The sequence below is a fragment of the Phytohabitans sp. LZ39 genome (assembly GCF_059359075.1).
In genome coordinates this window covers 476,188-489,496 of record NZ_JCADBM010000001.1, presented here as the reverse complement: position 1 = coordinate 489,496, position 13,309 = coordinate 476,188, and the positions used below count along the sequence as shown (strand labels likewise).

Sequence of the window (13,309 nt, the reverse complement as noted above, 5' to 3'; positions counted from 1 at the left end):
GGCGGTTGAAGAGGGCCGCGCGGGCGGGCACCTGGTGAGTGCCCGCCCACGCGTTCCTATCTATATGTTTCAGGACTTGAACTCGGCGGTGGCGTACCGCTCATCCGTGAGCGGGCTGGCCTTGACGCCGGTCACGTCCTTACCGAGGACAAGGGCGGGAGGCGAGTGGGAGATCGGCACGCCGGGCAGGAAGTTCATGATGTCGGCGTTGAGCTCCTTGTAGAGCGCGTACCGCGCGGTCGCGTCCGCGGTGCTGTCAGCCTGCGCGAACTTGTCGAACAGGGCCTTGTTGTTGAAGCCCCACTCGTCCTTCGGGCGGCCGAAGAAGGTGCCGATGAAGTTGTAGCCGTCGCCGTAGTCACCGGTCCAGCCCAGCAGGTGCAGGTCGTGCTTGCTGCCCGAGGTGGTGGTGTTGAGGTAGTCCGGCGTCCACTTCAGCGGGATGCCCTCCACCTTGATGCCGGCGGCCGTCAGGTCGGCCGAGAGGAGCTCGAAGATGTCCTTCGGGTTCGGCATGTACGGCCGGGTGACCTCGGTCGGGTAGTGGAAACGCAGCGTCAGGTTGGACGCGCCGGCCTCGGCCAGCAGCTGCTTGGCCTTGTCCAGGTTGTAGTCGTACTTGGTGACCTGGTCGTTGTAGCCCTCCACCGTGGGCGGCATGAAGTTTGCCGCCACCTCGGCGCCCGGCGGCATCTTCGAGTCGACGAGGGCCTTGCGGTTCAACGCGTACGCGATCGCCTGGCGCACCCGGAGGTCAGCGAGCTTCGGGTTGCCCTTCTGGTTGATGGCCAGATAGAGGATGTTGAACGCCGGCCGGGTCAGCACGTTGAAGCCCTCACCCTTGAGCGGCTCGACGTCGGCGGGACCGACCAGGTCGTAGCCCTGGATGTCGCCGGAACGCAGCGCCTGCTTGCGCGCGTTTTCGTCGGAGATCGTGCGGAAGACCAGCGTCTTGAGCTTCGCCTTGGTGCCCCAGTAGTCGTCGTTGCGCTCGATCGTCAGCGTCTTGTCCGCGACGTTCCACGACTTGAACTTGAACGGCCCGGTGCCGGTCGGGTGCTCGGTCGCGTACGACGGGTACTTGATGTCGTCGGCGGTGCCGCTGATGTTGCTGGCGTCGAACTCCTGGAGCGCCTTCGGGCTGCTGATCGAGAACGAGGGCAGCATCAGGGCGGCCGGGATCTTGCTGGACACCGCCGTGAACGCGAGGTCGACGGTCGTCGCGTCCTTGGCCGTGCACGACTTGAAGAGGCTCGGCGGAAGGTCGGGGTTTTCGTTCTTGGCGAAGCCGCCCATGACGTCCTGCCAGTAGGCGGTGACGTCCGCGCTCTGCATCAGGCCCGTGGAGTTGTACCACCGGTTGAAGTTGACGCAGACGGCCTCGGCATTGAAGTCCGTACCATCGTGGAACTTCACCCCGGACCGGAGCTTGAAGGTCCAGACGGTGCCGGTGGAGTCCGGCGTCCAACTCTCGGCCAGACCGGGGGTGACCTTCGTGCCGCCCTCCTCGGGCTTGACCAGGGTCTCGTACATCTGGCGGGCGACACGCAGCGACTCACCGTCGCTGGCGAGGGCCGGGTCGAGCACCTTGGGATCTCCGGCGGTGCCGAAGACCAGGGTGTCTTTGGTGCTCTGGCCAGAGCCCTCATCGCCGCGATCGCTCTCGGCACAGCCGGCTACCGCGAGGGCCGCGACCGCAACGACCGCGATAGCGGCCTTGGGCCTTGCTGCACGCATGGTGCTTCACCTCGTCCTTGGGGTACGGACATACGCGGTGACGGGGGTCACCGATGGCGCGACACTAGCGGGCTGTCTCACTAGCCGGAAACCAGCCGATAAGGGGTTGGTACCGGATCGTGTCCTTGCGGCCACGCTCGACGCACAGAAGATCGACATCGTGTAAGCAAACGGGCCGTTTGTCCTGGTTTACTCGATGCCAAGTTGTTACATGCCGAAAGCGTTTCGGCGGCGCGGTGTCAGATGGCGCGGCACGGTGCGAGATGGCGCAGCGGGGGTGTCAGATGGCGCGGCGCCCTTCGAATGCTCGGCCCAGAGTGATCTCGTCTGCGTACTCGAGGTCGCCACCGACCGGGAGGCCGCTCGCGAGCCGGGTGACCGAGATGCCCATCGGCTTGACCATCAGCGCGAGGTAGGTGGCCGTCGCCTCGCCCTCGGTGTTGGGGTCGGTGGCGAGGATCAGCTCCTTGACCTCGCCACTGCTCAGCCGCGCCATCAGCTCGCGGATGCGCAGGTTGTCCGGACCGATGCCCTCCAGCGGATTGATCGCCCCGCCGAGCACGTGGTAGCGCCCGCGGAACTCACCGGTCCGCTCGATCGCCACCACGTCTTTGGGCTCCTCGACCACGCACAGCACCTCGTCGGTGCGGCGCGGGTCGCGGCAGATCCGGCACTGCTCGGACTCGGCCACGTTGTAACAGGTCGTGCAGAAGCGCACGAGCTCCTTGACCTTCCGCAGCGCGGTGGCCAGGCGGGTGACGTCCGCCGGATCGGCGGAGAGGATGTGAAACGCGATCCGCTGGGCACTCTTCGGACCCACGCCGGGGAGCCGACCCAACTCGTCGATCAGGTCCTGGATAGCGCCTTCGTACATGCTGCCCTGGTCTTAAAAGCCCGGCAGGCCGAGGCCGCCCATGCCGCCCGCGACCGGTCCCATCTTCTGCTCGGTCAGCTTGCGCACCGCGTCATTGGCGCTGTGCAGAGCCGCCAGCACGAGATCTTCGAGCGTCTCGACGTCGTCGGGGTCGACCGCCTTGGGGTCGATCTTCACCGACTTGACCTCACCGGAACCGGCGATCGTGACGGTCACCAGGCCACCGCCGGCGGTGCCCGTCACCTCGGCCTCGGCCAGCTCCGCCTGTGCCTCGGCGAGCTGCTGCTGCATCTTCTGCGCCTGCTGCATTAGCTGTTGCAGGTTGGGCTGTCCACCGGGACGCATCGCCGTCTCCTCGTGTGTTCGACTGCGTGTCAGCCTAATGCGGCCCGCGGCCGCCTCGTGGCGGCGGGCTCTAGACCTCGCCGATCTTTTCGGCGCCGAAGGTCTGCTGTAACAACTGCATGGCCTGCTGCTCACTGCTCTGGCGGGCGGTGCGCTCGTCGACGACCTCGTCGGTCGGCTCGTCGCCGGGGTCGAAACCCTCGTACGCGGCCGCCGCCGGGGGCGCGCTCACTGCCGCGGCGCCCGGCCGTGGGCTGTCGTAATCCGGGTCGTAGGGAGGCTCACCCGCCCAGGTGGTGTCGGCCGTCGGAGCCGCAGGGGTACGCGCGCCACGTCCCGCCGCCGCGGCGCGTGCCGCGGCGAGCCCGTTGGACTCCGCCCGTGCCGCGGGCGACGGCGCCTCCGGCGCGTTGTCGGCTTTGGCGGCTCCGCCCCCGGGGCGCGCCGGCTCGGGCCACTCTTCGGTCTGGGCGGGCTTTGGGGCTGGGGCTGGTTTTTGGTCCACGGGTGCGGCGGGTCGAGTGGGCTGCGGCGCGGCGGCGGGGCGCGAATCGCCGGCGACCTCGCAGCGCAGCTCCCAGCGGACGCCGAGCACCTCGTAGATGGCATCGCTGAGCACGCTGGTTTCCTTGGCCATCATCGACGCGAGCGCCGACGACTGGAACGTCAACACCAGCACGTCACCGTCGAGGTCGCGCACCGTCGCATTGCGGGCGAGCGCGGCGATCCGCTTCTTACGGCTATTGACCATGCCGAGGATCTCGTCCCACGCCCGGCGCACGCCGGCGACGTCGAGCTGGGCGGGCGGGCTGCTGCCCGGACGCTCCGGCTCGGGCGTGGCCGGGTCGTCCATGACCGCCAGAGGCCTTTCCACCTCTCGCGCTGGTGGGGTGGCTTCTGACCGGGGTGGTGTGGCGGCGGGCCCGGTTGGGGTTGCGGCTGGCACGGGTGCCGTCGCGGTCGGCGCGGCGGCTGGCCGGGGTGGCGTCGCGCTCGGCGTGGCGGCCGGCGCGGGTGGCGTCGCGGTCGGCGCGGGTGGCGTGGCGGCCGGCGCGGGTGGCGCTGAGGCCGGCGCGGGTGGCGCTGAGGCCGGCGCGGGTGGCGTCGCGGCCGGCGCGGGTGGCGCGGCGGCCGGCGCGGGTGGCGTCGCGGCCGGCGCGGGTGGCGCTGAGGCTCGCGCTTGGGGCTGCGGCCGCGCCGCTTCCACTGGGACAGTGACCCCGCGCTCCACCCGCTCCAGGCGCTGGAGCAGGTCTTCGGTCTTGTCGGCCCCCGGCAGCAGCATGCGCGCGGTGATCAGCTCAAGCAGAAGCCGCGGCGCGGTGGTGCCGCGCATCTCCACAAGTCCGTTGTGGACAATGTCGGCGCATCGCGAGAGCGTCGCCGGACCGAGCCGCGCCGACTGCGCCACCATCCGCTCGATCTGGTCGCTGGGCCCGTCGATCAGCCCCTTGGTCGCGGCATCGGGCACCTGCTGAAGCACGATCAGGTCGCGCAGCCGCTCCAGCAGATCGGACGCGAACCGCCGCGGGTCGTGCCCCGCCTCCGCCACCCGGTCGATCGTGCCGTAGGCAGCGGCGCCATCCCCGGCCGCCAGCGCGTCGCACATCTCGTCGATCAGGGCCACGTCGGTCACACCTAGCAGCGCGACCGCCCGCGCGTAGGTCACACCCTCCGGACCGGCGCCGGCGATCAGCTGGTCGAGCACCGAGAGCGTGTCACGTGCGCTGCCCCCACCGGCCCGCACCACCAGCGGGAACACCGCCGACTCGACCTTGGCGCTCTCGGCCGCGCACAGCTGCTCGAGATAAGGACGCAACACCCCGGGCGGGATCAGCCGGAAGGGGTAATGATGCGTACGCGACTTGATCGTCCCGAGCACCTTCTCCGGCTCGGTGGTCGCGAAGATGAACTTGACGTAGTCGGGCGGCTCCTCGACCAGCTTGAGCAGCGCGTTGAAGCCCGCCGACGAGACCATGTGCGCCTCGTCGATCACGTAGATCTTGTATCGGCTGGTCGCCGGCGCGAAGAACGCCCGCTCCCGCAGCTCACGCGCGTCGTCGACACCACCGTGGCTGGCCGCGTCGATCTCGATGACGTCGATCGACCCGGACCCGTCGTTGGCCAGCGACTTGCACGAGTCGCACTGGCCGCACGGCTCCGGCGTGGGCCCGCGCTCGCAGTTGAGCGAGCGGGCCAGGATGCGGGCACTCGAGGTCTTGCCACACCCGCGCGGCCCCGAGAACAGGTAGGCGTGGTGCAGCCGCCCGCTCCGCAACGCCTGCGACAGCGGCTCGGTGACGTGCTCCTGCCCGATGACCTCTGCGAACGTGCGGGGCCGGTACTTGCGGTAGAGCGCCAGTGCCACTCTCGCCGCCTCCTCTCGACCGCGCCATTCTCCCCGCCTGCCGGGGAGCTTGCCAGCGGGGTACGACACTCGGCCGGGTGCTTCTGGCGGCCACTTCGACCTCATGGGGGTCGCTTTGACCTCTTGGGCCGCTTCGACCTCTCGGGGGCCGCTTTGACCTCTTGGGCCGCTCTGACCATGAAGAGGCCCCCCGTGCACCCGTCAGAGCCCGCTTATCCTTGCTGCCTTCCGGCCCTGGGGAGGTTCACAGGATGACGCCGCACGAGGGGCGCCGCCAAGTCTACCGGGCCGCGCCCGGAAGGCCGGGACCCGGGGCGGGCGGTGCGCCGTGCGCCTGCTTCGTCCCCCGGCGGGGTATGCCTGTACTCTGTCCGGCGGAGGATTCGCCTAGAGGCCTAGGGCGCACGCTTGGAAAGCGTGTTGGGGGCAACCCCTCACGAGTTCGAATCTCGTATCCTCCGCCACCCTCGAAGGCCCGGTCGCTGTCATGGCTGCCGGGCCTTTCGCTTGGCCCACCCACTCGTACACACGTGCTATCCACAGCCTGTGGACAACCTGGGGACACCGTCGGGTTGGGGGCGGTCCGCCAAGACTGGTCATACGGCCGTCGTACCGTCTCACCGTGAACCTCGACGCCGTGACGCAAGCCAACGTCTTGGCCGCGATCGCACAATGCGATGACCTCGGCCGCCGCGCCTTTCTTAAGGCCGCCCACTTCGGCACAAGCTATGCCTACTTCTTGGATCACGAAGACAAGTTGTACGACGTGGGGGCGATCATGAGCGTGGCTCACGAACGGAGCGAGGGTCAGCCTCTGACCCGCGCGGATCTCAAGGGCGCGGAAGCAGCCGTTGCTCGGCTGCTTCAGAAACTCGGATTTCGCGTCGTGAGTCTGCCCAGACCTGATTGGACCCGCGAAGAGATCCTCCTCGCTTGCGAGCTCGTCGTCCAAAACGGAGGGCGACAGCTTGGGGCAGACGAGGCACGAGTCAAAGAGCTGTCGGCGCTGCTACAAAGCTCCGCGATCCACCCAGGTCGTAAGCACCCCGACTTCCGAAATCCTGCAGGAGTTGCCCGCAAAACGCTGAACATCGTCGATCCACGCAGCAATGGCAACCGGCTGGACCACGAGGTGTTCGAGGACTTCCAGGCCCGTCCAGTAGAGATGCATGCCGAGGCCGCCCAGATCCGTTTGCGGCTGTTGGGCGAAGCATCGCGTGACGACCGGAAGGCAGAGGGGACGGCCGGTCCCGGCTTCGATCGCTCCTATCGCGGCAAGCCCGCCGAAGGCCTTTACCCATCCATGCAAGCAACGAGCCCAGAGGCGAAGGAAGCCGCTCTGATGGAGCACGACGCCCTCTGCCGGCGGCTCATCGACTATCTAAACGGCCGTGGGATCCTCGCGGGCGAGCTGGTCGACCCACCTGTAGACATCGCCTGGCAAAGTCCGGCGGGCTTCCAGATGATCGCCGAAGTCAAAAGCTGTAGCGGCGGTAACGACATCAATCAGCTGAGGCTCGGACTCGGCCAAGTGATCGAGTATCGGCACCGTGTCACTGCCCAACGTTGCCCTGCCACGGCGGTGCTGGTCGTTAGCCGAGTCACAGACCCGACCTGGTTCCAAGTCTGCCGCAGTGTCGACGTGCACCTGCTCGCAGGTGACGATGAGGCCGGTTGGTCCCGCCTGGTGACCATGGGATAAGCGAAGGCCCAGCGGCTCATTGGAGTCGCCAGACGCACACCGCGACCGGCGCCGTGCGTACCAGGCAACAGACAATCTTGGGTAGGCCGCCACACAACCTGGTTCCCCCTCGAATGAGACGACAACTGAGACTGTCCAGGAGCAGGCGCCGGCTGGTCCGGTTCGGCGCGGCCGCTCCCGTTGCCGCGTTGCCCGAGCCAAGAGCTTGAAGCGGAGCTGACGTCTCTGCGGTGCTGCCACTGACGTGCTTCCACCAGGGACGCATCTCCTTCGGCGGCGCCCGCGGGGAGGCCGCTGAAGCATTGCGGCACCGCGTGCGCGCGTACTGGTTCTCCCGCAGTTCCAGTTCAGGTAACTGCGGGGGTTGCGGTGATGAACCACTCCAACGTAATGTCCGCGCTACAGACCACACGGTGAGGAGCAAAGGGTGACGTTTGGTGTACTGGAGGGCGTGCCGATCCGGCTGATGCCGTTCCGTCAATACGCTGCGGTGGGGGTGATGACCTGGGGCACGCTCCTTACGCTCGTCCCGGACCCTGTCAGGGAGGAGAACGCGACGGCCCTCCGGAGCGACCGCAAGCTACGGGAGCATGCGGAGCTGCGATCCGAAGTCCAGCGCCTGCTGAAGGGCACCGCAAAAGGCAAGAACGTGAAGCCGTACGCCGCCTACATTGCCGCGGGGCTGCGGGGTGAACTCGACAAAGCATGGTCCTCGCCTCCAATCTGCCTCTGGTCTTCGCGACCGCTAGAACCCGGGCCGGACGGCGTCGCATCGTTGCCACTGGGGGTCCCTATCGTAGCCATCGATGGCGAAACCCAGGTTGCCGCAATGCACGCGATCATGAACGACCCAGCAGCATTCGATCTGGACGAGGCGACCATTGGCCGGACCCCTGTTGCCTTCGAGATCTACTGGGACATAACAACCAGCGATGCTCGACAGATCTTCCATGACCGGAACTTGTTCGGCGTGTCAGTCGCCAAGACCCTAGCTCTCTCGATGGACCAGCGCGATTTCGGCACGACGATTGCTCAACGCGTTCTGTCGATTACGGAGGTATCGGTTGGCGGCAAGAGTGAGAGCTTCAGCCATTTCGTGAACTCACGCAAACGCCAACTAGGGCAGAGTGATCCAGAGTGGATGACGCTTTCTGGGCTTCGATCCCTCTGCGTAACGGTACTCTTCGGCAAACCGGGCATAGAGGCAACCTCGGGAACGATCGAAAAGTCTGATCTCGCTGATATTGAGCCTCAGATTGCGCTCAACGAAGTCTCATCCACCGTCTCCAGTCTCGTCCGAGCCTTTTCCGATGACCTGGCAACGCGCTCCGCCTTGACCGCCCCCGCGATCCTCGCTGGTGTGGGAGCAGCCGCACATCGGACGACCAGCTGGACGAGAGAACAGCCGCGACTTACGAGCGACCAACTTCACTCGCTCCTCCGGCAGGTTCGATGGGAGCGTGAAGAGAAGTATTGGGAGGGCGTCGCAGCTAAGCGAACCGCAAGCGGCGGGCTTTCGTTCGCGGGCGGCGCAAAAGACTCCGGACACCGCGTTTGCGACGCTGTCCTTAACCCGGACTCCGACCTTGGAAAACGTATTCGCGGGCGCTAGGTGATGCTGTAGGCCCGCCTGTCTTCAAATCTAAAGCGGCCTGCCGCTTATCCACCACTACGAACGTCGCGTGTCGCGTTTCGGTACGGCTTTCCATATACGTTGCCGATACTGCCGTCATTTCGATACACGGGTGGGGCGGCCCCCGTAACGCTGCGGGCTGTACGGTGCCAACGTCCGGAGGCATGTACGGCAGAAGGTCGCCAACCGAGTCGGCGGCTTGCTCTGGCGCTCGAACGCCGACCTAACGGACGGCGACGAAGTGCCGCCAGGGGCCTCACCAGGCCTCGCGCGGGCACAACTGAACCCACATGGCACAAACGCCTGGCTGGTTTGCGAGCGCCAGCCAGGCACTCTGCCTGCTTGGGAGCGGTGGCGGCGGGATTTGAACCCGCGGAGGGCTTGCACCCTCACACGCTTTCGAGGCGTGCTCCTTAGGCCACTCGGACACACCACCGCCGAGAAGGGTACCCGACCGGTGGGGGTCGCTCCTCGGGGGCATGCCGCCTGGCAGGATCGCGGTCATGAGTACGCACATCGGCGCCAAGCCGGGCGAGATCGCGGAGCGGGTCCTGATGCCGGGGGATCCGCTGCGGGCCAAGTGGATCGCGGAGCACTACCTCGAGGACGCCAAGTGCTACTCGACGGTCCGCAACATGTTCGGCTTCACCGGGACCTACCAAGGGGTCCGCGTGTCGGTGCAGGGGTCGGGCATGGGCATGCCGTCCGCGTCGATCTACGCCCACGAGCTGATCAACGAGTACGGCGTCAAGACCCTCATCCGGGTCGGGTCGTGCGGCGCGCTCACCGAGTCGCTGAAGCTGCGGGACGTGGTCGCGGCGATCGGGTCCTCGACCGACTCGAACATGAACCGGATGCGCTTCGACGGCCTGATCGACTACGCCCCGGTGGCGGACTTCGGCCTGCTCCGCACCGCTGTGGACGTGGCCGAGCGGCGGGGCGTCCAGATGCACGTGGGGCCGATTCTCGCCGCCGACGCCTTCTACACCGACCGCCCCGACCTCTACGACACCCTCGCCGACTACGGCGTGCTGGCCGTGGAGATGGAGTCCGCCGCGCTGTACACGATCGCGGCGAGGTTCAAGGCCCGGGCGCTGACGGTGCTGACGGTGAGCGACCACATCAAGACCGGCGAACGCACGACCGCCGAGGAGCGCGAGCGTACGTTCGCCGAGATGGTCGAGATCGCCCTGGACACCGCGATCGCCTAAGGGGTCGCGAGGGCCTCCGTGGGGGCCAGGCGGGAGGCGCGGACAGCCGGGTAGAGGCCGGCCACGGCGCCGATCAGCAGGGTGGCGACCAGGCCGCCTCCCATCGCCCAGGCGGGGACCACCGTGGGCCACTCCTGGGTCCAGGAGTACACGCCGGTCACGCCGATGCCGACCAGTACGCCCGCGAGGCCGCCGAGCGCCGACAGCAGCAGCGACTCGGCCAGAAACTGGAGGCGGATCTGGCCCCGGGTGGCGCCCAGCGAGCGGCGCAGACCGATCTCGGCGCGCCGTTCGAGCACCGAGATGACCATGGTGTTGGCCACGCCGACGCCGCCGACCAGCAAGGCGACCGCGCCGAGGCCGAGTAGCAGGCCGTTCAGGGCTTCGTCGGTCGCCTGCTTGGCGGCCAGCGCGTCGGACGGGCGGGACACCTCGACCTCGTTGGGGTTTTCCGGGTTGGCGGTGGCCGCGAGCACGCCCTGGACAGCCTCCACCGAGGACTCGGTCGTGCGGGTGTAGACGGTGGTGGCGTACCCGTCGAAGCCGAGCTCCGACGTGGCCACCGACCAGCCGACCAGCGCGGCCGTGTCGAGCTCGGCGGCCAGCGGCACCGGGGCGAGCACACCGACCACCGTGAACCACCGCTCGCCGAGCCACACCTGCACCGACGGTCCGGCCAGGGCGACACCGAGCCGGTCGGCCGCGGTCGAGCCGAGTACGACGGCGGGGTACTCGGCGGTGCGGTCGTTCAGCCACGTGCCGCTCGCCATCGTGGCGCCCACCGTGCCGGGCAGGTCGGTACGAGCGGCGCGTACCCCGATCCCGCCGGACTCGGCGGTGGGGATCTGGTCGGTGCGGTAGACCTTGGCGTCGACGTTGCCGGTGGCGCTGACGGACTCGACCGGGCCGATCCGGTCGATCATGCCGATCGCCTCCTCCGGCAGGTGCGACTCCTCGCCGAAGAAGGTCTGTCCGGGGCCGACGGTGAGCAGGTTGGTGCCGAGCTTGTCCAGGGTGCGGTCGAGCTCGGCGCGGGACGACGTGGAGATGCCCACGACGGCAAGCATCGCGGCAATCCCGATCGCGATGCCCAGCGCGGACAGAAACACCCGCAGCGGCCGGGACCGGAGTCCGGACGCGCCCACCCGCACGACGTCCATAGGGGACAGTCGCGCCGGCTTCACGACAGCACCTGCCCGTCGCGCATGCGCACCTGCCGGGGCAGCGAGGCGGCGATGTCCAGGTCGTGGGTGATCACGACGACGGTCGTACCGCTGGCGTGCAGGTCGTGCAGCAATGCCATCACCGCCGCGCCGGACGCCGAGTCGAGGTTGCCGGTCGGCTCGTCGGCCAGCAGGATCGGCGGCTCCCCCACCACCGCCCGCGCGACCGCCACCCGTTGCCGTTCCCCGCCGGACAGCTCGTGAGGCCGGTGGTCCAGGCGGTGCCCGAGCCCGACCCGCTCCAGCGCGGCGCGGGCGCGCCGCCGCCGCTCCCGCAGCGGCACGCCGGCGTAGAGCAGGCCGTCGGCCACGTTGTCCACCACCGGCACACCGGCGGCCAGATGGAACTGCTGGAAGACAAACCCGATCCGGGTCGAACGCAACGCGGAAAGCGACCGGTCGGACAGCACGGACACGTCGTACCCGTCGATGGTGACCTGGCCGGACGACGGGCGGTCGAGGGTGCCGATCAGGTGGAGCATCGTAGATTTTCCCGACCCTGACGGCCCGACGATCGCGACGAGCTCGCCCGCGGCGATCGAGAGGGAGGCGTCGCGGAGCGCGGTCACGCCGCCCGGGTAGGTCTTGGAGACCCGCTCCAAAAAGATCACTTGGGAACCCCCACGACCAGCCCTTCGGTCAGACCGGCGCCGGTGACCTCCACCTTGCCGCCGGCGAACATGCCGGTGTCGACGGCCACGTACCGCGTCGTGGCGCCCTCCACCACCTGCACGCCGTACCCGCCTTCGGCGAGGGCGACCAGGGCGTTGAGCGGCACGGTGAGGACGTCCTTGCGCTGCTCGGCCTGGAGGATCACGTCGACCGGCGCCTCGTCGAGCGTGCCTAGTGCCTTCTGGTCGGCGACGGTGACGGTCACGTCGAGGGTGGTGGTCTCGTCGTCGCCGACCTTCGTCGTGGCCGCCACGGTGCCGACCTCGGAAACCTTGCCCTGCACGCGCTTGCCGTCCGGCAGCTCGACGGTGGCCGCGGTGCCCTTCTTCACCAGCTGCTGTTTGTCCACCTCCAGGTCCACGGTGACCACCCGCGTGGTGCCGGTATAGGTGAACACGGGTCCGTTCGCCGGATCGCCGGTGCTGAGCTGGAGGTCAGCGACACGGAGCTGGCCGGGTGCGACCGCGACCTGTCCGACTCCGACGGCGCCCGTGGACGAGATGCCCAGGTCTTCCTGCCACTCCTCGACCGCGTCCGCTGTGGACGACGTGTACTCGTCGTCCACGGTGAACCCGTCGTAGCCGAGCGCAGAAAGGTTCTGCTCGAAGAGCTTGACGTCCGCGCCCTCGACGCCGGCCGAGAGCGTGCGGTAGAGCGGCGACGCTCCATAGAGGAGTACCACGGGGTCGCCGTCCACTTCGTACAGTGGTTTGCCCCGGCTCACCACCGCGCCCTCGGCCGGCAGCCAGGTGAGCGTCCCGCCCGACCCGCGCGCCTTGAGCGCCGTCGCGTCGCCGTACCCGAGGGTGCCGTCCACCGTCTCGGTCTGGGTGAGGGTGGCGCGGGTGACCTTCGCGGTGGCGGGTGGTTGGGCGCTGCGCTCGGGTGTCGACGCGTCGGCGCCACCGAAACCGACCGTGGCGGCGGCGCCGGCCGCGACCACGAGCACCAGGCCCCCGGCTCCCAGCACGGCACCGCGCCTCATGAGCCCTGCCCTTGCCGGAATGTGAACTTGTCCTGGCAGGCCTCCATGGCCTTCTGGAACTTGGGGTCGTCCATGTCGAACGGGAGCTCCCCGCCGCCGCCGAAGAGCGAGCCGCTGTTGGGGTCCGGATCCGGTACGTCGACGCCGTTGTCACGCATGCACTGCGCCCACTGCCGCAGCTGCTCCTGCTGCGCGGGGTCCAGATCCCGCCGTTCACCCCCGTTGGGCGCCAGGTCGCGGCACTTGTCGAGCGCCGCCCGCCCCTTGTCCGAGTCGAGTACCGCACGCATCGCCTGGGGGTTTCCGCCGCCGAAGGTGCCGTCCGGGCCCGGATCGGGGAAGTCGGGTACGCCGTTGTCCCGCATGCATTGGGCGAACTTGCGGTTCTGGTCGGCGCTGTCCGCGCTCGCGCTGGCGCTCGCCGTGGGGCTGGCCCCACCGTTGGACGCGGTCGCTATGCCGTCGTCGCTGTCCGTCCCGCCGCATCCGGCCACCAGCACCGCCGCGAACGCGACTACCACGAGTCTTCTCATGTCCCGGAAGTGAAGCGACTCGCCCA

11 protein-coding genes, 2 tRNA genes and 1 other RNA gene are annotated in these 13,309 nt (G+C 68.4%); 4 read left to right on the top strand and 10 right to left on the bottom strand.

Features of this window, described 5'->3' with window-relative positions; genetic code table 11:
* Positions 1-69 precede the first annotated feature (69 nt).
* The 5 genes from AC5L36_RS02305 to ffs form a co-directional block, all read right to left on the bottom strand.
* A complete protein-coding gene (locus AC5L36_RS02305) occupies positions 70-1,737 on the bottom strand; it encodes an ABC transporter substrate-binding protein (protein WP_441219993.1) in 1,668 nt (555 codons plus the stop codon).
* Positions 1,738-2,017: 280 nt separating this feature from the next.
* Positions 2,018-2,611 carry a recombination mediator RecR gene (gene recR / locus AC5L36_RS02300; protein WP_441219992.1) on the bottom strand — a complete coding sequence of 198 codons (594 nt, stop codon included), beginning with the start codon at positions 2,609-2,611 and terminating at the stop codon, positions 2,018-2,020.
* Between the two features lie 12 nt (positions 2,612-2,623).
* On the bottom strand, positions 2,624-2,956 hold the full coding sequence (locus AC5L36_RS02295) for a YbaB/EbfC family nucleoid-associated protein (RefSeq protein WP_441219991.1): 333 nt from the start codon (positions 2,954-2,956) through the stop codon (positions 2,624-2,626).
* A gap of 70 nt (positions 2,957-3,026) precedes the next feature.
* A complete protein-coding gene (locus tag AC5L36_RS02290) occupies positions 3,027-5,324 on the bottom strand; it encodes a DNA polymerase III subunit gamma and tau (RefSeq protein WP_494907317.1) in 2,298 nt (765 codons plus the stop codon).
* A 179-nt stretch (positions 5,325-5,503) separates the two neighbouring features.
* An RNA gene (gene ffs / locus AC5L36_RS02285) (signal recognition particle sRNA small type) lies at positions 5,504-5,597 on the bottom strand.
* A 103-nt stretch (positions 5,598-5,700) separates the two neighbouring features.
* Between ffs and AC5L36_RS02280 the strand changes: the two genes are divergently transcribed.
* The 3 genes from AC5L36_RS02280 (at position 5,701) to AC5L36_RS02270 (ending at position 8,638) form a co-directional block, all read left to right on the top strand.
* Positions 5,701-5,788: transfer RNA gene (locus AC5L36_RS02280), tRNA-Ser, on the top strand.
* 158 nt (positions 5,789-5,946) lie between these two features.
* Positions 5,947-7,026: a ScoMcrA-related endonuclease gene (locus tag AC5L36_RS02275; protein WP_441215866.1), complete on the top strand. Its 1,080-nt coding sequence runs from the start codon at positions 5,947-5,949 to the stop codon at positions 7,024-7,026.
* Between the two features lie 427 nt (positions 7,027-7,453).
* Entirely contained in the window at positions 7,454-8,638 is a 1,185-nt protein-coding gene (locus AC5L36_RS02270) for a DNA sulfur modification protein DndB (RefSeq protein ID WP_441215867.1), read from the top strand.
* A 370-nt stretch (positions 8,639-9,008) separates the two neighbouring features.
* On the opposite strand, the gene AC5L36_RS02265 is transcribed toward AC5L36_RS02270, so the two are convergent.
* Positions 9,009-9,095: transfer RNA gene (locus tag AC5L36_RS02265), tRNA-Ser, on the bottom strand.
* A gap of 67 nt (positions 9,096-9,162) precedes the next feature.
* Between AC5L36_RS02265 and deoD the strand changes: the two genes are divergently transcribed.
* Complete coding sequence (gene deoD, locus AC5L36_RS02260; RefSeq protein ID WP_441215868.1) at positions 9,163-9,870, top strand: purine-nucleoside phosphorylase; 708 nt, start codon at positions 9,163-9,165, stop codon at positions 9,868-9,870.
* Here deoD and AC5L36_RS02255 read toward each other — a convergent pair.
* The 4 genes from AC5L36_RS02255 to AC5L36_RS02240 are packed head-to-tail and all read right to left on the bottom strand — an operon-like array spanning position 9,867 to position 13,283.
* On the bottom strand, positions 9,867-11,030 hold the full coding sequence (locus AC5L36_RS02255) for an ABC transporter permease (protein ID WP_441216303.1): 1,164 nt from the start codon (positions 11,028-11,030) through the stop codon (positions 9,867-9,869). The genes deoD and AC5L36_RS02255 overlap by 4 nt on opposite strands.
* A gap of 20 nt (positions 11,031-11,050) precedes the next feature.
* Positions 11,051-11,704, bottom strand: a complete 654-nt coding sequence (locus AC5L36_RS02250) for an ABC transporter ATP-binding protein (RefSeq protein WP_441215869.1) — start codon at positions 11,702-11,704, stop codon at positions 11,051-11,053.
* The gene (locus AC5L36_RS02245; protein ID WP_441215870.1) at positions 11,701-12,750 is read right to left on the bottom strand and encodes a peptidoglycan-binding protein; all 1,050 of its coding nucleotides are present in this window, start codon (positions 12,748-12,750) and stop codon (positions 11,701-11,703) included. The genes AC5L36_RS02250 and AC5L36_RS02245 overlap by 4 nt, the downstream gene beginning before the upstream one ends.
* Positions 12,747-13,283, bottom strand: a complete 537-nt coding sequence (locus AC5L36_RS02240; RefSeq protein WP_441215871.1) for a hypothetical protein — start codon at positions 13,281-13,283, stop codon at positions 12,747-12,749. Before AC5L36_RS02240 ends, AC5L36_RS02245 begins: the two co-directional genes overlap by 4 nt.
* Positions 13,284-13,309 lie beyond the last annotated feature (26 nt).

Coding starts and splice junctions, on each gene's coding strand:
- AC5L36_RS02305 (WP_441219993.1), bottom strand. CDS start 1,737: ATGCGTGCAGCAAGGCCCAAGGCCGCTATCGCGGTCGTTGCGGTCGCG.
- recR (WP_441219992.1), bottom strand. CDS start 2,611: ATGTACGAAGGCGCTATCCAGGACCTGATCGACGAGTTGGGTCGGCTC.
- AC5L36_RS02295 (WP_441219991.1), bottom strand. CDS start 2,956: ATGCGTCCCGGTGGACAGCCCAACCTGCAACAGCTAATGCAGCAGGCG.
- deoD (WP_441215868.1), top strand. CDS start 9,163: ATGAGTACGCACATCGGCGCCAAGCCGGGCGAGATCGCGGAGCGGGTC.
- AC5L36_RS02255 (WP_441216303.1), bottom strand. CDS start 11,030: ATGGACGTCGTGCGGGTGGGCGCGTCCGGACTCCGGTCCCGGCCGCTG.
- AC5L36_RS02245 (WP_441215870.1), bottom strand. CDS start 12,750: ATGAGGCGCGGTGCCGTGCTGGGAGCCGGGGGCCTGGTGCTCGTGGTC.
- AC5L36_RS02240 (WP_441215871.1), bottom strand. CDS start 13,283: ATGAGAAGACTCGTGGTAGTCGCGTTCGCGGCGGTGCTGGTGGCCGGA.